General features: G+C 70.7%; 23 protein-coding genes. 17 read left to right on the forward strand and 6 right to left on the reverse strand.

Features of this window, described 5'->3' with window-relative positions; all coding sequences use genetic code 11:
* Positions 1 to 23: 23 nt before the first annotated feature.
* Positions 24 to 671 (reverse strand): response regulator, encoded by a 648-nt coding sequence (locus tag F4559_RS06335; RefSeq protein ID WP_184666651.1) that lies wholly within the window; start codon positions 669 to 671, stop codon positions 24 to 26.
* Positions 668 to 1717: a sensor histidine kinase gene (locus F4559_RS06340; protein WP_184666652.1), complete on the reverse strand. Its 1050-nt coding sequence runs from the start codon at positions 1715 to 1717 to the stop codon at positions 668 to 670. Before F4559_RS06340 ends, F4559_RS06335 begins: the two co-directional genes overlap by 4 nt.
* A 152-nt stretch (positions 1718 to 1869) precedes the next feature.
* Between F4559_RS06340 and F4559_RS06345 the strand changes: the two genes are divergently transcribed.
* The gene (locus F4559_RS06345) at positions 1870 to 2505 is read left to right on the forward strand and encodes a DUF2306 domain-containing protein (protein ID WP_184666653.1); all 636 of its coding nucleotides are present in this window, start codon (positions 1870 to 1872) and stop codon (positions 2503 to 2505) included.
* 25 nt (positions 2506 to 2530) lie between these two features.
* Here F4559_RS06345 and F4559_RS06350 read toward each other — a convergent pair whose 3' ends face one another.
* Both F4559_RS06350 and F4559_RS06355 read right to left on the reverse strand, forming a co-directional pair.
* Entirely contained in the window at positions 2531 to 2863 is a 333-nt protein-coding gene (locus F4559_RS06350; protein WP_184666654.1) for a hypothetical protein, read from the reverse strand.
* A 56-nt stretch (positions 2864 to 2919) separates the two neighbouring features.
* The gene (locus tag F4559_RS06355; RefSeq protein ID WP_246445095.1) at positions 2920 to 4446 is read right to left on the reverse strand and encodes a cytochrome P450; all 1527 of its coding nucleotides are present in this window, start codon (positions 4444 to 4446) and stop codon (positions 2920 to 2922) included.
* 105 nt (positions 4447 to 4551) lie between these two features.
* On the opposite strand from F4559_RS06355, the gene F4559_RS06360 reads away from it, so the two are divergent.
* Together F4559_RS06360 and F4559_RS06365 are read left to right on the forward strand one after the other, a co-directional pair.
* Complete coding sequence (locus tag F4559_RS06360; protein ID WP_184666655.1) at positions 4552 to 5472, forward strand: GNAT family N-acetyltransferase; 921 nt, start codon at positions 4552 to 4554, stop codon at positions 5470 to 5472.
* A 230-nt stretch (positions 5473 to 5702) separates the two neighbouring features.
* The gene (locus F4559_RS06365; protein WP_184666656.1) at positions 5703 to 6911 is read left to right on the forward strand and encodes a S1 family peptidase; all 1209 of its coding nucleotides are present in this window, start codon (positions 5703 to 5705) and stop codon (positions 6909 to 6911) included.
* 120 nt (positions 6912 to 7031) lie between these two features.
* On the opposite strand, the gene F4559_RS06370 is transcribed toward F4559_RS06365, so the two are convergent.
* Together F4559_RS06370 and F4559_RS06375 are read right to left on the reverse strand one after the other, a co-directional pair.
* Entirely contained in the window at positions 7032 to 8522 is a 1491-nt protein-coding gene (locus tag F4559_RS06370) for a sodium:solute symporter (protein WP_184666657.1), read from the reverse strand.
* The gene (locus F4559_RS06375; protein ID WP_246445565.1) at positions 8509 to 9219 is read right to left on the reverse strand and encodes an anhydro-N-acetylmuramic acid kinase; all 711 of its coding nucleotides are present in this window, start codon (positions 9217 to 9219) and stop codon (positions 8509 to 8511) included. Before F4559_RS06375 ends, F4559_RS06370 begins: the two co-directional genes overlap by 14 nt.
* Positions 9220 to 9311: 92 nt before the next feature.
* Between F4559_RS06375 and ftsY the strand changes: the two genes are divergently transcribed.
* The 14 genes from ftsY (at position 9312) to F4559_RS06445 (ending at position 25733) form a co-directional block, all read left to right on the forward strand.
* Positions 9312 to 10655 (forward strand): signal recognition particle-docking protein FtsY, encoded by a 1344-nt coding sequence (gene ftsY, locus F4559_RS06380; RefSeq protein WP_184666659.1) that lies wholly within the window; start codon positions 9312 to 9314, stop codon positions 10653 to 10655.
* Positions 10656 to 10791: 136 nt separating this feature from the next.
* Positions 10792 to 11250: an Imm1 family immunity protein gene (locus tag F4559_RS06385; RefSeq protein ID WP_184666660.1), complete on the forward strand. Its 459-nt coding sequence runs from the start codon at positions 10792 to 10794 to the stop codon at positions 11248 to 11250.
* 112 nt (positions 11251 to 11362) lie between these two features.
* Complete coding sequence (locus F4559_RS06390) at positions 11363 to 12901, forward strand: alpha/beta hydrolase (RefSeq protein WP_184666661.1); 1539 nt, start codon at positions 11363 to 11365, stop codon at positions 12899 to 12901.
* A gap of 132 nt (positions 12902 to 13033) precedes the next feature.
* A complete protein-coding gene (locus tag F4559_RS06395; protein WP_184666662.1) occupies positions 13034 to 14503 on the forward strand; it encodes an alpha/beta fold hydrolase in 1470 nt (489 codons plus the stop codon).
* 190 nt (positions 14504 to 14693) lie between these two features.
* Entirely contained in the window at positions 14694 to 16037 is a 1344-nt protein-coding gene (locus F4559_RS06400) for an ammonium transporter (protein ID WP_184666663.1), read from the forward strand.
* Entirely contained in the window at positions 16034 to 16372 is a 339-nt protein-coding gene (locus F4559_RS06405; RefSeq protein WP_184666664.1) for a P-II family nitrogen regulator, read from the forward strand. Before F4559_RS06400 ends, F4559_RS06405 begins: the two co-directional genes overlap by 4 nt.
* An 18-nt stretch (positions 16373 to 16390) precedes the next feature.
* Positions 16391 to 18721, forward strand: coding sequence for a [protein-PII] uridylyltransferase (locus F4559_RS06410; protein WP_184666665.1), 2331 nt, complete (start codon positions 16391 to 16393; stop codon positions 18719 to 18721).
* Between the two features lie 673 nt (positions 18722 to 19394).
* Positions 19395 to 19937, forward strand: coding sequence for an AAA family ATPase (locus F4559_RS06415; protein ID WP_312865486.1), 543 nt, complete (start codon positions 19395 to 19397; stop codon positions 19935 to 19937).
* Between the two features lie 62 nt (positions 19938 to 19999).
* Positions 20000 to 21559 (forward strand): signal recognition particle protein, encoded by a 1560-nt coding sequence (gene ffh, locus F4559_RS06420; RefSeq protein ID WP_184675498.1) that lies wholly within the window; start codon positions 20000 to 20002, stop codon positions 21557 to 21559.
* Positions 21556 to 22626 (forward strand): amidohydrolase family protein, encoded by a 1071-nt coding sequence (locus F4559_RS06425; protein WP_184666667.1) that lies wholly within the window; start codon positions 21556 to 21558, stop codon positions 22624 to 22626. Before ffh ends, F4559_RS06425 begins: the two co-directional genes overlap by 4 nt.
* 758 nt (positions 22627 to 23384) lie before the next feature.
* Entirely contained in the window at positions 23385 to 24161 is a 777-nt protein-coding gene (locus F4559_RS06430; protein WP_184666668.1) for a CPBP family intramembrane glutamic endopeptidase, read from the forward strand.
* Positions 24158 to 24913 (forward strand): LamB/YcsF family protein, encoded by a 756-nt coding sequence (locus F4559_RS06435; protein ID WP_184666669.1) that lies wholly within the window; start codon positions 24158 to 24160, stop codon positions 24911 to 24913. Before F4559_RS06430 ends, F4559_RS06435 begins: the two co-directional genes overlap by 4 nt.
* 149 nt (positions 24914 to 25062) lie before the next feature.
* Positions 25063 to 25497: a 30S ribosomal protein S16 gene (gene rpsP, locus F4559_RS06440; RefSeq protein ID WP_184666670.1), complete on the forward strand. Its 435-nt coding sequence runs from the start codon at positions 25063 to 25065 to the stop codon at positions 25495 to 25497.
* Complete coding sequence (locus tag F4559_RS06445) at positions 25494 to 25733, forward strand: RNA-binding protein (RefSeq protein ID WP_015104447.1); 240 nt, start codon at positions 25494 to 25496, stop codon at positions 25731 to 25733. The genes rpsP and F4559_RS06445 overlap by 4 nt, the downstream gene beginning before the upstream one ends.
* The last annotated feature ends 1 nt before the right edge of the window (position 25734 follow it).

Here is a 25734-nt window from a genome sequence, read left to right on the forward strand (position 1 = left end):
GACACCCTGGAATACGCGTCCGGTCAGACCCGGCGGTGTACGAAGCCGGTCCGGTACGCCCACACCACGGCCTGGGTGCGGTCGCGGACGTCGAGCTTCATCAACACGCTGCTGATGTGCGTCTTCACCGTCTCGACCGCGAGGTGCAGCTCACGGGCGATCTCCGCGTTGGAGCACCCGTCGGCCAACGCCCGCAGCACGTCGGCCTCACGTTCGGTCAGCCGGGTGGCCCGGTCGCGGTCGGGCTCGAATCGGGCCGCGTAACCCTCGAACAGCCGCCGGGTCACCGACGGGGACACCACGGCGTCGCCCGCCGCGACCGTCCGGATGCCCGCGATCAACTCCTCGGGCGTGGCGCGCTTGAGCAGGAAACCGTCCGCGCCCGCGGCGATCGCGTCGTCGACCACTTCGTCCAGGTCGAACGTCGTCAACACGAGCACGCGTGGTCGCGGGTCCGTACGCATCAGCTCGCGGGTCGCGGACACGCCGTCGCGCACGGGCATGCGGATGTCCATCACCACGACGTCCGGTCGCACGACCGCCGCCCGGTGCACCGCCTCGGCACCGTCGGCCGCCTCACCGACGACCACGATGTCGGCCTCGGCGTCGAGCAGCGCCTTCAACCCGCCGCGCACCAGCGCGTCGTCGTCGGCCAGCAGCACCCGGATCACGACGACACCGGCAGGGTCGCGCGCACCCGGAACCCGCCCTCGACCGGACCGGCCTCGACCGTCCCGCCGACGAGCACGGCACGTTCGCGCATGTTGGCCAGACCCCGACCCGGACCGGCGGTCAGGTTCCGGCCCTCGTTCACGACTTCGAGCACCACGTCGTCACCGACGCGCGCGAGGTCGATGTCGATCCGCCCGGTCGACGTGTGCCGCAACGCGTTGGTCAACGCCTCCTGCGCGATCCGGTGCAGCGCACGGCCGGTGTCCGGGCTCAGCGTCACCTCGTCGGTGTTCACGCGCAGGTCCCGGCCGGTCATCCGGACCCGGTCGACCAGCACGGAGAAGTCCGGCGGCGGCGCGTCCTGCAACACGCGCACCAGTCCGTCGAGTTCGCCGAGCGCGTCGCGGCCGACGTTCTCGATGTTCCCGAGCGCCTCCCGCGCGAACTCGGGGTTGTCCGCGAACACCCGTCGACCGACACCGGCCTGCATGACCATCACGTTGACGGCGTGGCCGAGCGAGTCGTGCAGTTCGCGCGCGAGTCGGGCACGTTCGCGCATCGTGCTCTCGCTCGCGGCACGGGCCTGTTCCGCCGCCGCGTACGCGCGCCGGCCGCGCACCGCCTCGCCCGCCGCCGCCGACACCAACAGGACCATGACCACGCTGAACAGCTCCGATGGGCCGACCGTGCCCCGGTCGAGCGCCGCGTAGCCGCCCACCGCGGCCACGGTCAGCACGGACGCGGTCACCCGGACCCACCACGTGCTGACCGTGAAGCAGGTGAACAGCGCGATCCACGCGGGCCACTGCACGACCGTGACCGCGTACCCGGACGCGGTGCTGGCCACCACAAGCGCGTCGGCGACGGCCACCACGGCCAGGGGCGCGACCTGACGCCACAGCAGGCTCGTCGCGGACGCCACCGCGAACCCGAAACCGAGCGCGTCGGGCGGCCGGTACGCCGTTCCGGAGTCGACCAGCAGCGAGGCCACGGCCGACAGCACGACGAGTGCGGCGGCCAGCCAGGCGTCCGAACGGGTGGGCATGGTCCATGGTGCACCGGCGACCTCCGGTGCGGTCAACGCTCGTGCGGGTGTTCCGCCTCCCTCTCCCGAGCCAGACGACCCACCGCGTCACGAGCGGCGACTTCGCGACGCGGGCTCCCTAGCGTTCCCGGCGAACCCAAGGGAGGAAGTCCATGACGACGTACACGGTGACGAGACGCCGTTCGGTGGGCGTGTGGTGGTTGGCGTTGTCGGCCGCCGCGATCGCGGTGTACGCGCCGCTGCCGTACCTGACCGGGTCGCTCGAGCAGATCGCGTCGGACGGCACCGGGCTCGCGGAGCACTACCTGAAGCAGCCCGACTGGGTGCGCGTGGCGATGTACCTGCACATCGTGTTCAGCGGTGTCGCGCTGTTGCTGTCGCCGGCGCAGTTGTCGGCACGGATCCGCGCACGCGCGCCGGGCGTGCACCGGGTGGTGGGACGGATCACGCTCACGGCGATGGTCGTCGGCGGTCTGGGCGGACTGGCGCTGGCGCCGTACGGGTACGAGGGCGTGCCCGGTGCGCTCGGGTTCGGGCTGCTCGCGATCCTGTCGGTGGTGTTCCCGCTGCTGGGGTTGCGTGCCGTTCGCGCGGGGCGGATCGCGGAGCACCGGCGGTGGATGATCCGGGCGTTCGCGCTGATCTACGCGGGTGTGACGCTGCGGGTGTGGATGATCGTGCTGACCGCCGCCGGTCTGGAGTTCGACGAGGGGTACCCGCTGATGCCGTTCGGGTGCTGGGTGCCGAACCTGCTGGTCGCCGAACTGGTGCTGCGCCGGCGGGGCTAGCCTCGGGCCCCGCCGGCGGGAAGTGCTATTCGCGGGACGCCTCGTGCTCACGCACGACCCGGGGCACGCCGGCGAGGTCCTCGTCGTTGCACAGCAGCTTCAGGTTGTAGTAGGGCGATCCCTTGGTGTCGTCGTAGTCGAGGTGCACGGCGATCACGTCGACCGGTTCGCCCAGCCAGTCCTGGGTCTGCCGCAGCCAGGAGGCGGCCCGTTCGAGGGCGGTGGGCAGGTCGTCGTCCCGGAACTCGACCGGCCGGTAGGGCACGCCTTGGACCTGGTCGCGTTGGTGGGCGGGAAGGGGAAGGTCGACCGCGACCCCCGTGTCGTTCAGCTCGAGTTGGATCGTTTCCTCACTCACCTCAGCAGGGTCTCCCAGTGCGGGCCGGGCGGCAAGCCCGCCGACTGCGTGAGGTGTCACGGCAGGACGGGCAGTTCGGCCAGGCCGCTGACGAGCACGCGCCGCCAGGCCAGGTCCTCGATCGGCCGCGCGGGACGCAGTCGGGGGAACCGGTTGATCAGCACGGACAGGGCCTCGCCGAGTTCGATCCGGGCGAGCTGCGCGCCGAGGCAGAAGTGGATGCCGACGCCCAACGCCAGGTGCGGGTTCGGCGCGCGGTCCAGGCGCACGGTGTCGGGGTCGGGAAACACGCGCGGGTCGCGGTTGGCGGCACCGATCGACGCCATGACCCCCTCGCCCGCGCGGACCGTGACGCCGCCGAGTTCCACGTCCTGCTTCGCGATCCGGAGTTGGCCCACGTCGCTGAGCCTGGTCACGCGCATGAGTTCTTCCACGGCCGACGGCAGGAGTCCCGGGTCGCGTACCAGCCGGTCCCACAGGGCGGGGTCGCGCAACAGGGTCGCGACGAAGCTGGTGATCTGGTTGGCCGACGTCTCGTGTCCGGCGACGAGGAGGTTCAACGCGAACGCGACCAGTTCGTCGTCGGTGAGCGCGGTGCGGCACAGCTCGTCGAGTAGGTCCCCGCCTGTGTCCTCGGCGTGGTCGTGGGCGCTGTCCCTGATGCCACCCGCGACCGCGGACTCCACTGCGTCAGTGTCCGCGACCGCAGTTCCGACTGTGTCGGTGCCTGCGACCGCAGTTGTTACGGTGCCGGTGGCTGCGACCGTGTCGTCAGCCGCGACCCCGTCGGTGGCTGTGTTCCCGACCACGCCTGTGTCCGCATCCGCGACCGCGTCCGTGTCGGTGACCGCGTTCGTGACGGTGTTCGTGACCGCGTCCGTGTCGCCTCCTCTGGCCGTGACCGCGTCCGCGTCGTGGCTCGCTTTCGTCGCGGCGCCCGCGACGGCAACCGATCCGTGCGCACCGCGTCGGTACGCGATCCGTTTGCGCACCACCAGGTCGGTCATGTACCCGACCAGCGACCCCATCGCGGACTCGACCCGGGCACGCTCCGACACCTCCATGCTGTACGCGAGTTCGGTCCACTCGCGGAACGCTTCGCGGTCGGCGTACGGCACGCCGAGCATCGAGCAGATGACCTGGATGGGCAGCGGCAACGCGAACAGCTGTCGCAGGTCCGCGCCCTGACCCGCGGCGGCGACGTCGTCGGCGAGACGGCCCGCGAGTTCGCGTATGGCCGGCCGCAGTGCCTCCACGCGACGTGGCGCGAAGACGCCGGACACCAACCGTCGCAACCGCGTGTGCTCGGGCGGGTCCGTGGTCGGCAACGTGTTCGACAACGGGCGGGAGACCCCGGCACGCGGCGCGCCGTCGGCGACCACGGCGGCCCGCGAGAACCGGGGGTCGGACAAGATCAGCCGCACGTGGTCGTACCGCGTGGCCAACCACACGTGCGATCCGGTCAACGTCCGCACCCGCACCACCGGCCGATCGGACTCCCTGATCGCGGCCCAGGTGGGGGAGGGGTCGAACGCGAACGCGTCGGCGAACGGGATGTCGAGAACCTGCCCGGCCTCGGTCATGCGCGAAACGCTACGAGGCGGTTCCGCCCGGCCGCGAGCGCCATTCGTGCCACGGGTCCGGAAACTCCCTCGCGTTCCCTCCGGTCAAGAGTGACCATTCCAGACATGTACGCCACCCGTTTCGCCACCCCGGACGACCTGGCCGGGCTCCCCGACCTGCTCGTCCGGCTGCAGGCCGATCCCGCGCACCACATCGGCTACCTGGGCGAGACCCTCGCGGACGTCGCCGGGCCGCTGACCCCGGACTGGCCCGCACGCACCGTGGTCGCGACCGACGACTCCGGTCGGGTCTGCGCCCTGCTCACCGTCGAGACCTCCGGCACCCGCGCCTTCGTCCACGGCCCGTTCGTCGACGTACCGGTCAACCACCCGGCCGGCAGCCGCATCTGGGACCAGACCGCCGACGCCCTCTACGCCCTGGCCGAGCCGCTGTTCGACGGCATCGCCGATCGCGAGGTGTTCGGCCACACCCGGCACCGCAACCTGGAGCAGTTCGCCGTCCGCCACGGGTTCGCCTCCGGCCGTGCCTGCGGGATCCACGTGCTCGACGGCGACGCGTTGCGGGACCTGATGCTGCGAGAGGCGGGCTGCCCGCGCACGGGGCCCGCCCGCGAAATGCGGGTCTTGCCGACCGACCGGGCCGTGCACGAGGCCGTGGCCGTGTTGCACGAGAGGTGCTTCCCGAGCAGCTATCTCACCGGTGCGAAGCTCGTCGAGGACTCCGGGGAACGCACCGTGGTCGTCGCGATGGACGGCGACGTCGTCCTCGGCTACGCGGCCGGCAAAGCCGAACCCGGCGAGTACTACATCGACTTCCTCGCGGTCGAGCCAGGCGTGCGCGGACAGGGCGTGGGCGCCGCGTTGGCCACCGAACTGGTCTGGAAACTCGCCGAACGCCACGGCGCCCGGCCGCAGGCCGCCGCCTCGATCCTCGTCGGCAACACCTCGTCGCAACGAATGTTCGACCGCCTCGGTTTTCGCTTGCACCTTGAACTTATTGCTTACCGATCGACTGCGGCCGGCTGAACCGCCGATTTATCCGTTACTGCAACAGGGTGTTCTCCGGCAAAAGCCGGAAACGGTTTCCGGCGCCGCGCGACTACTCGGTTGCGCGGCGTAATCCGCTGTTATCCCGGATTTGCGGTCCCCGGAGACGGGGCCGTGGCGTCGTGCGCCGAAAAACCCTCAGGGCATGATTCGAGAAAGTAGGACTTCGAATGAAGAGGGCTATTCGTGCGGTCGTCACCGGTGCTTCGGTGATCGCACTCGGATTCTCCGGCAACAGCATCGCCTCGGCCGCCCCGGACCGTTCCGTCGACCTGCCGGCGGACGTACTCGCGGCCATGCAACGCGACCTCGGCCTCACCGCCGAGCAGGCGAACACCCGCGCGGCGCAACAGGAGCAGGCCGACAAGATCGACGACGTGCTCAAGGCCAAGCTGGGCGCGTCCTTCGGCGGGGCCTGGTTCGACGCGAACCTGGGCAAGCTTGTCGTCGGTGTCACCGACGCCAAGCAGGCAGGCGCGGTCACCGCGGCGGGTGGCCAGGCCAAGGTCGTCAAGTACGCCGAGGCCAAGCTCGACCAGATCGTCAAGGGCCTCGACACCCAGTCCGGCCGGGTGGCCGGTTCGTCCCGCTCCACCAACGCCAAACCCGCGTCCGCCGCGGTCAAGGGCCTGGTGTCGTGGTCGGTCGACCCGACGACCAACCAGGTGGTCGTGACCGCACTCGACGGCAACCGCGCCTCCAAGGCCGTGACCGGTCTGAAGAAGTACGGCGACGCCGTCCGCGTCGAGTACACGGCCGACGCCCCGCGGCCGACCGTGGACTTCCTCGACGGCGGCGACGACCTCAACTACCCGGCGGGCGGCTGTTCGGCCGGGTTCAACATGCGCAACAACGCCGGTCAGCGGTTCGTGCTGACCGCCGGCCACTGCGGGTCGGCCGGGCAGGTCGTGCGGGGCCAGGGCAACGTCGTCATCGGCGTGGTGGCCGCGGCGTTCTTCCCGACCTGGGACGACGCCCTGATCTCCGTGACGAACACGGGCTACTGGATCCAGGGCCCGTGGGTCGACGTCAACCCGCCCAACGGCGGCATCATCACCGTGAGCGGCTACTCGAACTCGCCGGTCGGCACCGCGATCTGCAAGTCCGGTCGCACCACCAAGCTGACCTGCGGCGTGATCACGGCCAAGAGCCAGACCGTCACCTACTCCGGCGGCACGACCGTCTACGACCTGGTCCGGCACAACGCGTGCGTCGAGCCGGGCGACTCGGGTGGCTCGAACTTCCGCAACACGGCCGTGCGCACCGCCGAGGGCGTGACCAGCGGCGCCCAGCTCTGGTGGGTCGGCGGCCAGTACCGCTGCGGTCAGGTCGTCGGCCAGCCGAACGTGGCCTGGTACTACCCGGCCGCGATCAGCATCCCCTACTACAACGCCGTCTACGGCGCGTTCCTCTGGTGATCACCGCCTGAAGACCCGGTGGTCGGTCGGTCCGGGAGAGCCCGACCGGCCACCGACCGGGGGCGGGCGCGGTGGAACCGTTGGCGGGCGCCCGCCCCCACCCGGGAGATGACGTCGGCGTCATGGTCCGTCGTGACGCCCCGAGGGCCTGCTGTCCCCGGTGCCCCGCAGGGACAGCAGGCCACCCACGACCAGGGTCACGACCACGCCCAGTGACGTGTACCAGGGGTAGGCCAGGGCCTTGCCGCCGAAGTCGACACCGAGGATCACGAACGTCATGACCGCGACCGTGACCACGAACGCGACCAGCGCGTCCGCCCGGCGGGCCCGCCGAACCAGCAGCCCCAGCAGGAACGACCCGAGCAGAGCGCCGTACGTGAACCCCGAGATGGACAGGCCCTGTTCGACGATCGGATCGCCGCGGCGGGTCAGGGACGAGAACAGCCCCGCGCACACCACCAGCAGCACCGCCCACACCACGGTCCAGATGCGGCCTTGGCGCAACACGTCCTGCTCGGTGGTCTCGCGTCGGGCGAACCTGCGGTACACGTCGGCGACGGTCGACGACGCCATCGCGCCGAGCGACGAGCTCAACGCCGCCGCCAGGATGCCCGCCATCACGAAACCGGACAGCCCGGTCGGCATCTCCCGGACCACGAAGTGCGCGAACAGTTCGTCGTTGTTGTGCAACCCGAGGCCCGCGACCGGCGGGGCGCCCTTGTAGAACGCCCACAGCATCACGCCGATCAGCAGGAACAGCGCGAACTGGAGGAACACGACGACGCCGCTCCCGATCAACGCCCGGCGTGCCGACCGCACGTCCCGCGTGGCCATCAGCCGCTGGACCACCAACTGGTCGGCGCCGTGCGACGCCATCGACAGCACCGCGCCGCCGACCAACGCGGTGACCACGGCGTACGGGCTGGTCAGGGGATTGGCGGCGAAGTCGAGGACGCGGAACTTGCCGGCGTCGGACGCTGCGGTGAACCAGCCGTCGGGCAGCAGACCGCTCAACACCACGATCACGACCGCGGCGCCGAGCACGTACCAGAGCAGTTGGATCGCATCGACCCACACGACCGCGCGCACCCCGCCCAGGAAGCTGTAGACGACCATCGCCGCGCCCAGGACCGCGACGATCACCCAGTACGACACGTCCACGCCGTACGCGGCGAGGACCACCTTGACCGGGATCGCCGTGGCGAACAGCCGCAGCCCGTCCGCGAGCAGTCGCGTGATCAGGAACGTCACCGACGCGGTCGCCTGCACGTCGGGCCCGAACCGTCGGCCGAGGAACCCGTACGCGGTGATCAGGTCCCCGGCCACGTAGCGGGGGAGCAACACGAACGACACCACGATCCGGCCGAGCAGGTACCCCACGGCCAGCGACAGGAACGTCATGGTGCCGCCGTACGCGACCGTTGGCACGCTCAGCACGGTCAACGTCGACGTCTCGGCCGACACCACCGATACGCACACGACCCACCACGAGATGCGCCGCTCGCTGACGAAGTAGTCGGTGGCCGAGCGCTGTCGGCCGCCGATCAGCGCGCCGAGCAACGGCATGCCGATCAGGAACAGGGCGATGATCCCCAGGTCAAGTACGCGCACGGTGTCCTCCGACTGACAGTCCGGTTGCGGTGGTCGCGGTGCGGGTCAGGAAGCCGTGCAGCGCGGCGGCGTACCCGCGCTTGTGCCCGGTAGGCACGCCGAATTCGTCGCTCATGCGCAACGGCACGTGCCGGGTCAACGCGCGGACGAGTGCGGGGTCGCGCATCCCGGAACCGGCCGCGATCACGATGTCGGCACCGGCACAGCCCTGTGCCGCGGTCCGGGCGGTGAACTCGACGAGCGTCGCGAACAGGTGCTCGGCCCGGACCACCAGTCCGTTCGTGACGCTGTCCAGGTACGCGCGGTCGTGTCCCCAGCGGTCGGCGAGCAGGCGTGCGAGCAGCGTGTCGTCGACGTGACCGCGTGAGGCGAACTCGCCGCGCAGGTCACCAGTGCGGCGACCGTTCGTCAACACGGACATGGCGACGTTCGCGAGAACGGTTCCCGTACCGGTGCTGTGTACGGAACACCGATCATGTGACACCCGCGTCACACGGACGAATTCGTCGACATCGAGCGCCACCGCGTTCGCGTGGCCCGACGCGCGCAGCCACAGCACGTCGAACGTGCACGGGACCGGGTCCGGCGCGCAGACCAGGTCGACGTCCGGTGCGCGCGGTCCGAGCGGGGTGAGCACGACGGTGCTCCCGTCCACCACGAAGTCGCCGACCGCGACCGAACCCGGTGTCACCCCCATGACGCGCACGGAGTGTGGTCTATTGCACACGGCGTGCGGGCGCAAGGGCCGTCGTCGGTCGGGTGCGCGCACGCCCGTGCGAGGATTGCGCCGTGTCCTCCACGACCCTGATCTGGATCATCGTCGCCGTAGCTGTGCTGCTCGCGGTCGCCCTCGTGACGGGCGTGGTGCTGTCGCGCAAGCGGCGGATCAGCCTCGCCGAGCGCAAGGGCGACGAGCCCGTGAAGGGCGCCTACCAGGCCGGCGGCGGGATCAGCCTGGCCGGTGGCCGGACCGACGCCACGACCGCGGTGCCCGACACGACGCCGGACACGACGCCGGACACGACGTCGGACGCGGTGCCGGACGAGGTGCCCGACCCGACACCGGAACCGGTCGAGCACCCGGTGGCCGACCGCACCGAGGTCGACGGCCAGCCCGGCGTCGGCGACGACGCGGCCGTGCCGCGCGACTCGGTCAAGCGGGGCATCGTCGAGGTCGACCTGCCCGACGAGGCGTCGGAGATCGAGGAGATCGAACCGACGGCCGGCCGGCTCGAACGGCTGCGCGGCCGGTTGGCGCGCTCGCGGTCCACGTTCGGTCAGGGTCTGCTGGGCCTGCTCGGCGCGGGCGACCTCGACGAGGACTCGTGGACCGACATCGAGGACACGCTGCTCGTCGCCGACCTCGGCGCGGGCATCACCGACCAGATCGTCACCGCGTTGCGCGCCCAGCTCGTGTCGCGTGGCGTGCGCACGTCCGAACAGGCGCGCGCGTTGCTCAAGGACGTACTGACCGAGTCGCTGTACCCGGAGATGGACCGGTCCGTGCGCGCGCTGCCGCACTCGGGCAAGCCCGCGGTCGTGCTCGTGGTCGGCGTCAACGGCGTCGGCAAGACGACCACGACCGGCAAGCTCGCCCGCGTGCTCGTCGCCGACGGTCGCACGGTCCTGCTCGGCGCGGCGGACACGTTCCGCGCGGCGGCGGCCGACCAGTTGGAGACGTGGGGTTCCCGGGTCGGCGCGAGCACCGTGCGCGGCGCCGAGGGCGCGGACCCGGCGTCGGTCGCGTTCGAGGCGGTCAAGCAGGGTGTGACGGCGGGCGTCGACACGGTCCTCGTCGACACCGCGGGTCGGCTGCACACCAAGACCGGGCTCATGGACGAGCTGGGCAAGGTCAAGCGCGTGGTCGAGAAGCAGGCCGAGGTCGACGAGGTGCTGCTGGTGCTCGACGCGACCACCGGGCAGAACGGCCTCACCCAGGCGCGCGTGTTCGCCGAGGTGGTCAACGTGACCGGCATCGTGCTCACCAAGCTCGACGGTACGGCCAAGGGCGGCATCGTGTTCCAGGTGCAGCGCGAGCTGGGCGTGCCCGTGAAGCTGGTCGGGCTGGGGGAGGGCGCGGACGACCTGGCGCCGTTCGAACCGGCCGCGTTCGTGGACGCGCTGCTGGGCTGAACCCCCGGGCGAGGGACCGGGATCACCCGTCCTGACCGCAACCGCGCGGGTTTACCGCAGGTCAGGGGTCGCTAAATAGGGTGATCCTCGCAAACCGTCCGCCCCAATCGGGGCGGGCGGCGCCATGGTGTTCGGCATGAGCATGAGAGCAGGGTTGTGGACCGGGCTGCCGGACCTGGACCAGGCCGAGCACCGGTACCAGGTCGTGGGTTGTGCCGCCGACGTCGACCTGCTGATCACGTACCTGTCCCGGCCGGACTGCAACGATGCGACGTTGGAGCACTTCGGCCGCGACACCGACGCGGACGGCGAGGCCGACCACAACGTGGTGCTCGCGGTGCGCGGGCCGTGGGGGTACGTGAACTTCGTCGACAACGCGTTCTCGGGGTGGCCCAAGGGCGACCCGGCGGCGCCCTATGTCGACGAGCCCTACACCGACTACCCGCCCGGCGTGGGCGTGTCGTTGCCGATGTTCCGCGAACTGCTGTTGGAGTTCCTCGCGACGGGTCGTCGGCCGAAGGTCGTCGAGTGGTACGACGAAGGAGAACTGTTCCACTCCTGGCGTCTCCAAAGGATGGCCTTGCACGAGAAGTGATCGGTCCACGGGCGGATAGTGACCGCTACCAACGTCGGTTGTGTTCCTGATCACCGTTCCTGAACACTGTTGCGGCCCGTACGGGCGACAGGACTTCAGGAGGGGGACCCCGGTGAGACCGACATTCCGGGTGCTCGGTGGCATGGCCACCGCGACCGCACTCGTGCTCGGTATGACGACGGCGGCCGACGCCGCACCCGAAACGGCTTTCACGCCCGCCGCGGTCGACTGGAAACCGTGTCCGGAATTGGCCGAGGTCGAATGCGGGACATTGCGCCTCCCGGTCGACTGGGCCAAGCCGAAGGGCGAGAAGTTCGATCTGGCGCTGGCCCGCCGCAAGGCGACGGACCCGGCCCGGCGCATCGGCATCCTGGTGATCAACCCGGGCGGCCCCGGCGGTTCCGGCGTCGATTTCGCGCTCGGCGCACCCGGCCTTTTCAGCCCGGAGATCCAGGCACGGTTCGACATCGTCGGATTCGACCCGCGCGGCGTGGCACGCAGCAACCCCGTCAAGTGCTCGGTCGAGGTGCTCCAGCGGCAGGTGTCGGTGTTCCCGACGTCGCGGCAGGAGTTCGAGGCGCTCGGCCGCTACAACCGCGAACGCGCCGCCGACTGCCGGAAGCACACCGGGCCGATCTACGACCACGCCGACACCGGTGCCGTGGTCGACGACATCGACGCGATCCGCCGGTCCCTGGGCGAACGCAAGATCAATTACTACGGCGTGTCGTACGGCACGCTCATGGGCCAGCAGTACGCGGAGCGGTACGGCCGCAACCTCCGCGCCATGGTCATCGACTCCAACATGGACCACAGCATCGGTGCGTGGCGGTTCAACGAGCAGCAGGCGGCCACCACCGAGGACTCGTTCCGGGAGTTCGCGAAGTGGTGCGAGCGTGACCGCAACTGCGCGCTGCACGGCCGCGACGTGTCGAAGTTCTGGCGCGACCTGCTCGCCAAGGCCGACCGGGGCGAGATCCCCGACCCGTTCGACCCCGAGCGCAAGCTCACCTCCGAGACCCTGATCAGCAACGCGTTCAGCGCGTTCTACGGTCCGAGCTGGGAGGCGCTCGCCGAGTGGCTGGTCGCGCTCGCCGAACCCGGCGCGACCGTCGCCAGCGCGTACGCCGAGCCGGAGACCGTGGAGTTCCCCTTCCCGGCGGTCTTCTGCCAGGACTACAACTTCCGCGTGAAGACCTACGCCGAGTTCTCGGCACTGGTCGCGCGCGCGAAGCAGGTGGCGCCGAACATGCGCGGGTCGATGCTGGGCCACTACGCGGTCGCGGACTGCGTCGGCCTGACCGACCGGGCGAACAACCCGCAGCACCGGCTGCGCGTCGAGAACGCCCCGAAGATCCTCATGCTCAACGCCGAACACGACCCGGCCACCGGCTACGACTGGGCGAAGGCCGTGCACGAGCAGACCCGGGGCACCACGGTCCTGCTCACCTACGGCGGCTGGGGTCACGGCGTGTACTGGCGGTCGGACTGCACGCGGGGCACGACCGACGACTACCTGCTGTCGGCGAAGGCACCCGCCCGCGACCTGCGGTGCGCGGCCGTCCAGCCGTCGCCGACGGTCGCCAGGAAGGCCGCGTCGGTGACGTTGCCCACCGGCCCGGCACCGACCGTGCCCGGTTGGCGACGCTAGGCGTCTGACCTGGGGCGTCGACGTCCGCGTCGGCGCCCCACTGGTCCGTACAGGTGATCGTTTCCCTGGTTTGTCCGGTTCATACTTCGTCGCGCGGCCGCCGCCGACCGGATGAACCCCTGGAGGACACCTGTGCGATCTGTGATCCGGGCGTTGGGCGGCTTGACGGCCGTCACGGCGCTCGTCGTCGGCACCGCCGTGACCGCGACGGCGGCGCCCGAGAGCCGGCCCGCGGCCGTCGAGTGGGCCGCGTGCCCCGAGACGACCGAGGTCGAGTGCGGGACCCTGCGCCTGCCGATCGACTGGAACTCGCCGCGTGGTGCGAAGTTCGACCTGGCCGTCGCCCGGCGCAAGGCAGCGGACCCGGCCAAGCGCATCGGCGTGCTGCTGATCAACCCCGGCGGCCCCGGCGTGTCCGGGGTGAACTTCGCCTTCGACGCGGCGTGGTGGTTCGGTCCCGACGTCCTCGACCGGTTCGACATCATCGGGTTCGACCCGCGTGGCGTCGCCCGCAGCTCGGGTGTCACGTGCGACCCGGCGTTGCTCGCCGCCCGTCCGGGACGTCCGACGACGGCCGCCGAGTTCGATGCCCTGGGCCGGTACAACCGGCGACTCGCCGCCGACTGCCGGGCCCGCACCGGCCCGTTGTACGACCACCTCGACACGAGCGCGGTCATCGACGACATGGACGCGTTGCGCAAGTCCCTGGGCGAGAAGAAGATCAATTTCTGGGGCGCGTCCTTCGGCACCTCGCTCGGCCAGCAGTACGCGGAGCGGTACGGGGACAAGGTCCGTGCCATGTCCCTCGACTCGGTCATGGACCGGTCGCTGACCACGTCACGGTTCAACGAGACGCAGGCGGCCGCCGCCGAGGATTCGTTCGGCGAGTTCGTGAAGTGGTGCGACCGCGACGAACGCTGCGCGCTGCACGGGCAGGACGTCCGGAAGTACTGGAGCGGCCTGCTCGCCAAGGCCGACCGGGGCGAGGTCGTCGACCCGCGTGAGCCGACCCGGCGGATCACCGCCGCGGAGTTGGTGCACTTCGCGTTCGACATGCTCTATTACCCGGACTGGGCGCCGCTGGCCGAGCAGATGATCTCGCTGGAACTCACCAGGCCGCAGCCCGTGCCGGTCGCGTTCCAGCCGGCGTTCTGCCAGGACTGGCAGTTCCGCGTGCGCTCCTACCCGGAGTACGCGGCGCTGGTGCGGCGGGCGAACCAGGTCGCGCCGTCCCTGCGGGGCGGCATGCTCGGCCTGTACGCGATCTCCGGGTGCGTCGGCCTGCCCGACGCGACCAACCCGCAGCGGCGCGTCGACCTGTCCGACTCGCCGAAGATCCTCCTGTCGAACAGCCTCCACGACCCGTCGACCTCGTACGAGTGGGCCGTGGGCGCCAACCGGCAGAACCGGAACAAGACCGTCCTGCTGACCTACGAGGGCTGGGGACACGTCACCTACTACCACAGCACGTGCATGTCGGGCGCGTCCGACAAGTACCTCGTGGACCTCACGCTCCCGGCGGCCGGCACACGATGCGCGGCCGTCGACCCGACCGTGTTCGCGGCCAAGGCGAGCACCACCGCGCGACTCTCTCGCGGGTAACCCCCGATCGAGGTAACGCCTCACCGTTCGTGGCCGTCGATTCCGGCGGCCACGAACGGCCGTCCCTCACCGGAAACCTTCCTGTAACACCGGACCCGCGACAGTTCACCGCGCGGAAACCTCCGACGACGGCCCCGGAAACAGCGCGTACCGATGCTTCCCGGCAACCGACGTGCCTGTGGAGGTCGACGTGGATACAGGGGACACCGCCTGGTTGCTCACCAGTTCCGCCCTCGTGCTGTTGATGACGCCCGGACTCGCGTTCTTCTACGGGGGCATGGTCCGGGCGAAGAGCGTGCTCAACATGATGATGATGAGCCTGGGCGCGATCGGCGTCGTCGGTGTGCTCTGGGTGCTGGTCGGCTACTCGGCCACGTTCGGCACGGACGTCGGCGGCGGTCTGCTCGGCAAACCGTTCGAGTTCTTCGGCCTCGACGGGCTCTTGGGCAAGGACGCGGTGACCGGCACAGTGCCGACGACGGTCTTCGTCGCCTTCCAGGCCATGTTCGCGATCATCACCGTCGCGCTGATCTCCGGTGCGATCGCCGACCGCGCGCGGTTCGGGCCGTGGCTGCTGTTCGCCGGGTTGTGGTCGATCGTCGTGTACTTCCCGGTGGCGCACTGGGTGTTCGACTTCGACGGCAAGGACACGTCCGGCGCCGTCGTCGACCCGGGCGGCTGGATCGCCAACAAGCTCGCCGCGATCGACTTCGCCGGTGGGACGGCCGTGCACATCAACGCGGGCGCGGCCGGACTCGCCCTCGCGCTCGTGCTCGGCAAGCGCGTCGGCTGGCCGAAGGACCGGATGAAGCCGCACAGCCTGCCGTTGGTCGTGCTCGGCGCCGGCCTGCTGTTCTTCGGCTGGTTCGGGTTCAACTCCGGGTCCGCGGTCGGGGCCAACGCCACGGCCGGTGTCACGTTCGTCAACACGCTCGTCGCCACCTCCGCGGCGATGCTCGCGTGGCTCGTTGTGGAACGCGTCCGCGACGGTCACGCCACCACGCTCGGTGCCGCGTCCGGCATCGTCGCCGGCCTGGTCGCGATCACGCCCGCGTGCTCGGCGGTGACGCCGCTGGGCGCGATCGGCGTCGGTGCGATCACCGGTGCGTTGTGCGCGCTCGCGGTCGGCCTCAAGTACCGGTACGGGTTCGACGACTCACTCGACGTCGTCGGCGTGCACCTCGTCGGCGGCCTGTCCGGCACGATCCTGATCGGGTTCTTCGCGAGTTCCGCCGCGCCGGCGGGCATCGACGGCCTCTTCTACGGTGGCGGCGTCGACCAGCTGTGGCGCCAGGCCGTCGGCGCGGGCGCGGTGCTCGCCTACTCGTTCGTGCTCAGCCTCGCGCTCGGCTGGCTGGTCAAGATCACTGTCGGGTTCCGGCTCGACAAGGAGGCCGAGGTCGACGGCATCGACGAGGCCGAGCACGCCGAATCCGCGTACGAGCACGGCGTCCTGACCGGCTCGCGGGGCACCGCGCGGCCGAGCGTCGCGGCCGGTGCGGCCGCCGTCCTGGAGGGGAGCACCAAGTCATGAAGCTGGTCACCGCCATCGTCAAGCCGTTCACGCTCGACGACGTCAAGACAGCCCTCGAACAGCTCGGTGTGCTGGGCATGACCGTCAGCGAGGTCCAGGGCTACGGCCGGCAGAAGGGCCACACCGAGGTCTACCGGGGTGCCGAGTACGCCGTCGACTTCGTGCCCAAGCTGCGGGTCGAGGTGCTGGTCGACGACTCGGCCGTGGACAAGGTCATCGACGCCGTCGTCGACGCCGCGCGCACCGGCAAGATCGGCGACGGCAAGGTCTGGGTCACCCCCGTCGACACCGTGGTCCGGGTGCGCACCGGCGAACGCGGAACGGACGCCCTGTAACCCGGGAGGACCGGCCGCATGGAGCACATCGAGCCGGCCGTCGTCACGGCCGACGACCTGGTCCGGGCACGTGATCGCCTGCTCGGGCCGGGTCGTCGGCGGCTGACCGGCGAGGCGTTGCGCGAGGCGTTGGTCGACCTGCACGAGTTCTGGCTCGCCGCGCACGCCGCGCAGTCCGGTGTCGACGGGCCGGGCGTGGCGCTGGTCGCGGTCGGCGGGCTGGGCCGGTGCGAGCTGGTGCCGTACTCGGACCTCGACCTGGTGCTGGTCCACACCGGACGCAAGGACGTCAAGGCGATCTCCGAGCGGCTGTGGTACCCGCTGTGGAACTCGGGCATCGGCCTCGACCACTCGGTACGCACGGTCGGCGAGGCGTTGCGCGTCGCGTCGACCGATCTGCGCACCGCGACGGGACTGCTCGACCTGCGGTACCTGGCCGGTGACACCGAGGTGGCACGCCGTCTCGCCGACAGCGCGCGTCAGGCGTGGCGTGCCGGGGTGCGCACCAGGCTCGACGAGATGACCGAGTCCGCGCGTCGCCGTTGGGTGCGCAGCGGCGAGATCGCGCACCGCGTCGAGCCGGACATCAAGCACGGCCGAGGCGGATTGCGTGACCTGACGCTGCTCGACGGGTTGGCCATCGCGCAGCTGATCGACCGTCCGGGCGTCGATGTCACGGACGCTCGTGCGTTGCTGCTCGACGTGCGCACCGAGCTGCGACGGGTCGCGGGCCGGCCGCGTGACGTGCTCCGTGCCCAGGACGGCGACGAGGTAGCTGCGGCGTTGGACCTTCCCGATCGTTTCGCCCTGGCCCGTGCGCTGTCGTCGGCCGCGCGTACCGTCGCGTACTCCGTCGACGTGGCGCTGCGCACCGCGCGGGCGGCGGTACCGAAACGCGGCCTGTTCGCGTTGCGCCGTACCCCGACCCGTCGTCCGCTCGACGAGGGCGTCGTGCTGCATGGCAACGAGGTGGCGCTCGCCCGGGACGCCCACCCGGCCCGCGATCCCGCGTTGCTGCTCCGCGTGGCCGGTGCCGCGGCCCGTACCAATCACCCGGTGGCGCCCGGCACGCTGGCCCGGCTCGCCGACTCGGCCCCCGAACTGCGCAAGCCCTGGCCGCGCGAAGCCCGCGAGGAGCTGCTGTCCCTGCTCGGCGCCGGCACGGGCCTGATCGACGTCGTCGAAGCCCTCGACCGAACCGGACTGTGGGGCCGGTTGTTTCCGGAGTGGGGCGCGGTGCGCGACCTGCCGCCCCGCGACGCCGCGCACATGTGGACGGTCGATCGGCACCTCGTGGTGGCCACCGCGCACGCTTCGCGCCTGGCCACCCGCGTCTCCCGTCCGGACCTGCTCCTGCTGGGCACGCTCGTCCACGACATCGGCAAGGGCCGCCAGGCGGACCACTCCGAGGTGGGCGCGGCGCTCGCGACGCAGATCGGCGAACGCCTGGGCCTGTGGCCGCACGACATCCGGCTCCTCACCGCGATGGTCCGCCACCACCTGCTGCTCCCGCACACCGCGACCCGGCGTGACGTCGAGGACGAGGCGACGGTCCACCGCGTGGTCGAGACGCTGGACGGCGACCCGGTCCTCCTCGAACTGCTGCACGCCCTGGCGGAGGCCGACGCCCTCGCCACCGGTCCGGGCACCTGGACCGACTGGAAGGCGTCCCTGATGGCCGACCTGGTCCACCGCTGCCGCACCGCCATGGCCGGAGACCCGCTCCCCGGACCGGAACCGCTCGACGACATCAGCAGGACCCTGGCGACGACCGTGGTGACGACCGGTCGCCCGGACGTGGTCATCACGACGACCGACGGAACGACCACGGTGACCGTCGCCGCCCCCGACCGCCCCGGCACCCTTTCCCGGGCGGCGGGCGTGCTGGCGCTGAACTCCCTCGAAGTCCACGCCGCGACGCTGCGTTCGTACGAGGGCGCGGCGGTCGACGCGTTCACCGTCTCGCCGCGCTTCGGCTCCTTGCCGGACGTGGCGCTGCTGCGTGAACAGTTGTCCCGTGCACTGGACGGCAGCCTGTCCTTGCCGGAGAAGCTGGCGGCTAAGGAACGCGACTACGGCGGCCCGCCCGCGGACGCACCCCCGGCGAAGATCCTGTGGTTCGACGACGAGTCGACGGGAGCCGTGGTCCTGGAACTACGCGCCCCCGACCGGATCGGCCTGCTGCACCACGTGGCGGACGCGTTGGAACGCTGCGGCGCGGACATCCGCTGGGCCCGCGTCGCCACCCTGGGCTCCACGGTGGTCGACTCCTTCGCCCTGACGGCCCCCACCCTCGACCCGGATCACCGGGCACGGATCGAGCACGCCGTCCTACAAGCCGCACATTGACCCCGGCGCCGACCTGGCACCCCGACCACCGCACACACCATCATTTCCCGAGTCCCGAGTCCCGAGTCCCGAGTCCCGAGTCCCGAGTCCCGAGTCCCGAGCTGCTCCCGCGTCCATGCCCAACCGGCTGTCGGCTTGCGGCCGCGGCGCTCACGTTCGTGTTCACCTCGGTACTCGTCCCACGTGCGGCCCGACCTCACCGGCTTCCGATTCGCGTCCGGATCAGAACCCGCCGAGACCCCCGCCTTCCGTCACCCTGCCCACCGACGCCCCTGCCCACGGACGCCCCTGCCCACATGGCCCGCCGGGTAGGTCGCCCCGACCTTCCGCCTCCCGCCGGCTGCCGCTCACCCACAGGCCGTCGCCGCCGGATCGCTCGCGACCCGGCCATCGCACATGTCGGCGAACTTGCGTAGGTCTACGCACAACCGATCGGGGTGCTTGCGCTGCCGTCGATCGGTCCAGACGCGAGAGGCTGTCCGCGTGACGCGGGGGGACGCCCGAACCAGGGGGTCGGGCGGTGAGCACGTCACACAAGGTCGTCCGGTGGCGATCCACTGAGGGGTTGGATCGCCACCGGGCGCCGTGCGTCCGGGCGCCGTACATCCCGTCCCACCGACTCACACCACCGGAACGCTCCGGCGTCCGAAACGTCTCAATTAGCATGGAAGCGATGACCGCCGTCGCCGTTGCGCCGCGCTCGCTGGTCGTGCTGGCCGGTCTGCCGGGAGCGGGGAAGACGACGCTGCTTGCGGGAGTCGACACCGGAGGCGCGTCCGCTGTGGTGCTGGACTCCGACCAAGTGCGTTCACGGCTGCGTGCGCTGCTGCCGTCGACGCTCCCTTACCGCATCTACCGTCCCGTCGTGCACCTCGTGCACCGCCTGCGCATCGTGTGGTTCGCGCTCACCTCGTCCGGCCTGCTGCTGGTGCACGAACCCTCGACCCGCGGCACCACGCGGATCGGGCTCGTCGCGGTCGGCCTGCTCACCGGCCGGGCGCGGCACTTCCTCTGGCTCGACGTCAGCCCCGAGGAGGCGCTGTCCGGACAGGTCCACCGCGGCCGACTGATCCGTTCGCGTTCGTTCTCCCGACACGTGCGCCGTGCCCAGCGCCTCCGCGTCCTGTTCGCCGCCGGCCGCCCGCCCCGCGGCTGGCAGGCGTTGACCGTGCTCACCCGTGCCGACCGGCTCCGACTGTCCGTGACACCCGCCTGAGACCGGGCGGCTACCCTGGACGGTGGTCCTTACCGGTTTCCTGTGACGACGTGCGAGGTCTCGTGTTCAACACGCTTTCCGACCGGCTCACCTCGGTCCTGCAAAACCTGCGGGGCAAAGGTCGGCTGTCCGAGGCAGACGTCGACGCGACCGCGCGCGAGATCCGGGTGGCCCTGCTCGAGGCCGACGTCGCGCTGCCGGTCGTGCGCGCGTTCATCGCGAAGGTCAAGGACCGCGCCAAGGGCACCGAGGTCTCCCAGGCCCTCAACCCCGCCCAGCAGGTCGTCAAGATCGTCAACGAGGAACTGGTCGCGATCCTCGGCGGCGAGACCCGCAGGCTCGACCTGGCGAAGAACCCGCCCACCGTGATCATGCTCGCCGGCCTCCAGGGCGCCGGCAAGACCACCCTCGCGGGCAAGCTGGCGCGCTGGCTCAAGAGCCAGGGCCACACGCCGATGCTGGTCGCCTGCGACCTCCAGCGCCCCAACGCGGTGACCCAGCTCCAGGTCGTCGGTGAACGCGCGGGCGTGCCCGTGTTCGCGCCGGAACCGGGCAACGGTGTCGGCGACCCGGTCGACGTTTCCCGCCGCGGCATCGACGAGGCCAAGCGCGCGCAGCACGACATCGTCATCGTCGACACGGCCGGTCGTCTCGGTGTCGACGAGGAGATGATGCGCCAGGCCATCGACATCCGCGCCGCCGTCCAGCCGGACGAGGTCCTGTTCGTCGTCGACGCGATGATCGGCCAGGACGCGGTCAACACCGCGACCGCGTTCCGCGACGGCGTCGGCTTCACCGGCGTGGTCCTGACCAAGCTCGACGGCGACGCCCGCGGTGGTGCCGCGCTGAGCGTCCGCGAGCTGACCGGCCAGCCCATCATGTTCGCTTCCAACGGGGAGAAGCTCGAGGACTTCGACGTCTTCCACCCCGACCGGATGGCCTCGCGCATCCTCGGCATGGGCGACGTGCTCACCCTCATCGAGCAGGCCGAGCAGGCGTTCGATGCCGAGCAGGCAGAGGCGACCGCCCAGAAGCTCGGCTCGGGTCAGCTGACCCTGGAGGACTTCCTCGAGCAGATGCTGGCCATCCGCAAGATGGGGCCCATCGCGAACCTGCTGGGCATGCTCCCCGGCGCGGGCCAGATGAAGGACCAGTTGGCCATGCTCGACGAGAAGCACCTCGACCGGGTCCAGGCCATCATCCGCGGCATGACCCCGGCCGAGCGCGACGACCCGAAGATCATCAACGCGTCCCGCCGACTGCGCATCGCCAACGGTTCGGGCGTGAAGGTCAGCGACGTCAACGAACTGGTCAACCGCTTCTTCGAAGCCCGCAAGATGATGTCCCAGATGGCCGGTCGCTTCGGCCTGCCGGGCGGGCGGTCCTCCAATCGCAAGGGGAAGGGCAAGAAGGGGAAGAAGGGCAAGGGCGGTCGCGGCCCCACGCCGCCCAAGATGCGCGGCGGCTTCCCGGGCATGCCCGGCATGCTCCCGGGCGCGATGCCCGGCGGTGGGATGCCCGGTGGCACGCCCGGTGGCATGCCGGAACTCCCGCCGGGGCTCGGCGGACTCGACCAGCTGCCGCCCGGCTTCGACCCGTCGAAGCTGAAGTTCGGCAAGTGACCGGCCTGCACCTGCGCGGCGTCGTCCTTCCGGACGGGCACGAGACCGACCTCTGGGTGGTCAACGGTCGCATCCGCACCGAGCGCGTTTTCGGCGCGACGACGGTCGTCGACCGCGGCTACTTCGTGCCGGGTCTGGTCGACGCGCACTGCCACGTCGGCCTCGGCGCCGAGGGAGCCGTCCCGCTCCCTGAGGCCGTGGAGCAGGCGCGGATCGACCGTGACACGGGCACGCTCCTCATCCGCGACTGCGGCTCGCCGCTGGACACCCGCCCGCTCCAGGAACGGCTTGACCTGCCCAGGATCGTCCGGGCGGGTCGGCACATCGCCCGACCGAAGCGCTACCTGCGCTACCTCGGCGTCGAGGTGGAACGCGAGTCCGACCTCCCGACCGCGGTGGCCGAGCAGATCCAGTACGGCGACGGCTGGATCAAGCTCGTCGGAGACTGGATCGACCGCACGACCGGCGACCTCGAACCGCTGTGGTCCGACGACGTCCTCCGCGACGCGATCAAGGTCGCCCACGACGCGGGCGCGCGGGTGACCGCGCACGTGTTCGGCGAAGCCGCTCTGCCAGGTCTGCTGGCAGCCGGGATCGACTGCGTCGAACACGGCACCGGACTGACCGACGACACCATCGACCTGATGGCATCGGCGGGCACGGCCCTGGTCCCCACCTTGATCAACATCGAGAACTTCCCGGGAATCGCCTCGGACGCGGGCAAGTACCCGGCCTATCAACAGCACATGCGTGACCTCTATTCGCGTAGCAAGCGGACCATCGGGGCCGCGATCGAGGCCGGCGTACCCGTGTACGCCGGCACCGATGCGGGTGGCGGTATCGCCCACGGTCGCATCGTGGACGAGATCGAGGCGCTTCATGGGGTGGGCATGACGGGCCACCAGGCCCTCGCCGCCGCCTCGTGGGCGGCGAGGGCCTGGCTGGGCCACCCGGGACTGGTCGAGGGTGCGGCCGCCGACATCGTCGTCTACGACGATGACCCTCGTACTGCGCTGACGACCCTGCGCCACCCCAGGCTCGTCATGCTGCGGGGCAGGATCCACTGACTCGCGACCGCCGGCGGTCGTGGGCCCGCCGACCGTCGGCGTCGCTCGTCGAGTGCGCCCCGGTGGACCGGTCACCATCCCGGTCCTCGTGTGAGGGTCGATCCCGGCATCCCGGCATCCCGTGACCGTGATCGACTCCTGGCGGGGTGCCTTTCGGGTGGGCCCCCCGCGTCTTTCCCATGCCGCTCGTTTCACCGGTGGAGCGGGTTCTGGGGACCAGTGAAGCATCGGGGGCGGGGGTTGTCTTCGGGGATCTTCGGAGCTGTGGACAACCGGACCCCCTGTGGACAACTCGTCGGCGGATGCGGAATTCCCCACCCCCGCGGCGGCCGTCGGGGTGATCTTGGCCGGACCTCCGGCCCCATGGCCTCCGCATGGCCGCTACGTTCGGTCAAGTGGAGCGAAACGGGCGTACCAGGAGTCTTGGACCCGCCTGCCCGACGCATGCCCGCCTCCACCCTGGATCCGACGGGGTGGGGTCCACCGCCGAGCCGGGTATCCGGGAGCGTGCCGCCGAGCCGTCCGCTTCGCATGCCCGCCGGAATCACGTCCGAGTACGGCATCCGATATCAGGGGACCTCGATCCCCGTGTCCCGTCGACGACAGCCGTGTCGGATCATGGCCCTCCCCGCGCGGTCACCCGCCATCGGTGCCGCGAGGGCGATCAGCGGACGGATCGCGGCAAGCGTGGTGGCGCACGTGGTCGACAACCTCGTCCCCGCCGGTGCGTCGGGGCCTTCTGACTAGGGTGGACGGCTGTGAACCCACCGGACGAACCCCCCACAGGGCTGATCGCCGGCGTCCGCGCGGCCGGACGCGAGCCCGAGCCCGAACGGACCGGGCAGCGTTGGGGCTTCGGAGCGTTCCTGCTCGTCGAGGCGGTGTTCGTGCTCACCGCGGTGTTCATCACCGCGTTGGCGCGCACGTCCGGGACCGACATCGGCGGCTCGGTGGCGTTCGTCCTGGTCGGGTCGATACTGCCGACGGTGCTCGCCGCCACGCTCGCGGTCGTCATCACCCGGGTCCGCGGAAACGGACCACTGGTCGACTTGCGTCTTCACTGGAACTGGGCCGACGTCAAGGTCGGGTTGAAGCTTGGTTTCCTCGGCCTGGTCCTGACCTACGTGGCCGCGCTGCTGTGGTCGCGTCTCGTGGGGGACCAGAACGCCACATCGGCCATCGGTGAACTCGTCGACGGAACCGCCCTTCCGCTCGGCGCGGCCATCGGCATGTTCGTCTACGTGTGCTTCCTCGGCCCGGTGTGCGAGGAGCTGATCTACCGGGGCCTGCTGTGGGGCGCGATCGAACGCCAGGGCTGGAGCCGGTGGGCCGCGTTCGTCCTCACCACCCTGATCTTCGCCGCCGGACACCTCGAACCCCTGCGGACGTCGCTGCTCATCGTCATCGCGCTGCCCATCGGGATCGCCCGTCTGATCACCCGGCGACTGACCGCGAGCGTCGTCGCGCACGTGATCAACAACTTCCTGCCCGGTCTCATGCTGCTGCTCGTCTCCCTCGGGGTGGTGTCCGCGTGATCGATCTCAACAGCGATCTCGGCGAGGGCTTCGGCATCTGGCGACTTGGTGACGACGACGCATTGCTGGAGGTCGTGACCAGCGCGAACGTCGCGTGCGGCTTCCACGCCGGCGACCCGTCCACGATGCGTTCGGTGTGCGCGCGTGCGGCGGAGCGCGGTGTCGCCGTCGGCGCACAGGTGTCGTACCGGGACCTGGCGGGTTTCGGACGACGGTTCATCGACGCGGACCCCCGCGAGTTGGCCGACGAGGTGCTCTACCAGATCGGCGCGCTCGACGCGTGTGCCCGCGCGGCCGGGACGTCCGTCTCGTACGTCAAGCCGCACGGTGCGCTGTACAACGCCACCGTGCACCACCAGGTCCAGGCCGCCGCCGTGGTGGACGGCGTGCGCGCGTTCGGTCCGCTGCCGGTGCTGGGACTGCCGGGCTCGTTGTTGCTCGCCGAGGCCGAACGCGCGGGACTGCGCCCGGTACGGGAAGCGTTCGCGGACCGCGGCTACACACCCGATGGAGTGCTTGTGCCGAGAAATCGCGACGGTGCGCTGCTCCGTGACACCGACGCGGTCGTCGACCGCGTTCTCGGCATCGCCCGCGACGGGCGATTGACCGCTGTCGACGGCACCGTGCTCACGGTGGAGATCGACTCCGTGTGCCTGCACGGGGACACGCCGGGAGCGGTCGGGCATGCCCGTGCGGTGCGGCACGCCCTCACCGAAGCGGGCCTCACACCGGGCCGATTCGTGACCGCTTGAGTTCGTCTGGCAGAATGATTGGCTGTTCGCCGAGGTCGGTCCCTCTCACCGTGCCATGGCGCCCCAGACACCTGGGCTTTCCCACCCGTGCCCCACGCGGGCGGGAGCGCCCGCACGTAGGCACTCAGCTTTAGGGAGCACCGGAACCCGTGGCCGTCAAGATCAAGCTTCAGCGGCTTGGCAAGATCCGTCAGCCGTACTACCGGATCGTCGTCGCCGACTCGCGCACCCGTCGCAACGGCAAGGCCATCGAGACGATCGGCAAGTACCACCCGAAGGAAGAGCCGTCGTTCATCCAGGTCGACACCGACCGCGCGCAGTACTGGCTCGGCGTCGGTGCTCAGCCGACCGAGCCCGTGCAGCGCCTCCTGGAGATCACCGGCGACTGGCAGAAGTTCAAGGGTCTGCCGGGTGCCGAGGGCACGCTGAAGGTCCGCGAGCCCAAGCCCAGCAAGGCCGACCTGTTCGCCGCCGCGCTCGCCGCCGCCGGCGAGGAGCCCACCACCGAGGCGACCACGCCGAAGAAGCGGGCCGCCAAGAAGGCCGACGCCGAGCCTGCCGCCGAGGCGAAGGACGAGGCGTGAGCCTGTTGGCTGACGCACTCGAACACCTCGTTCGGGGCATCGTCGACCACCCGGACGACGTGCGGGTCAACCTGGTCACGACGCGGCGTGGTCGCACGCTCGAGGTGCACGTCCACCCGGACGACCTCGGCAAGGTGATCGGCCGCAGTGGTCGCACCGCGACGGCGCTGCGCACGGTCATGGCCGGCATCGGCGGTCGTGGCGTGCGTGTCGACGTGGTCGACACCGACCGCTGAG

This window comes from Saccharothrix violaceirubra (genome assembly GCF_014203755.1).
Taxonomy (GTDB): domain Bacteria; phylum Actinomycetota; class Actinomycetes; order Mycobacteriales; family Pseudonocardiaceae; genus Actinosynnema; species Actinosynnema violaceirubrum.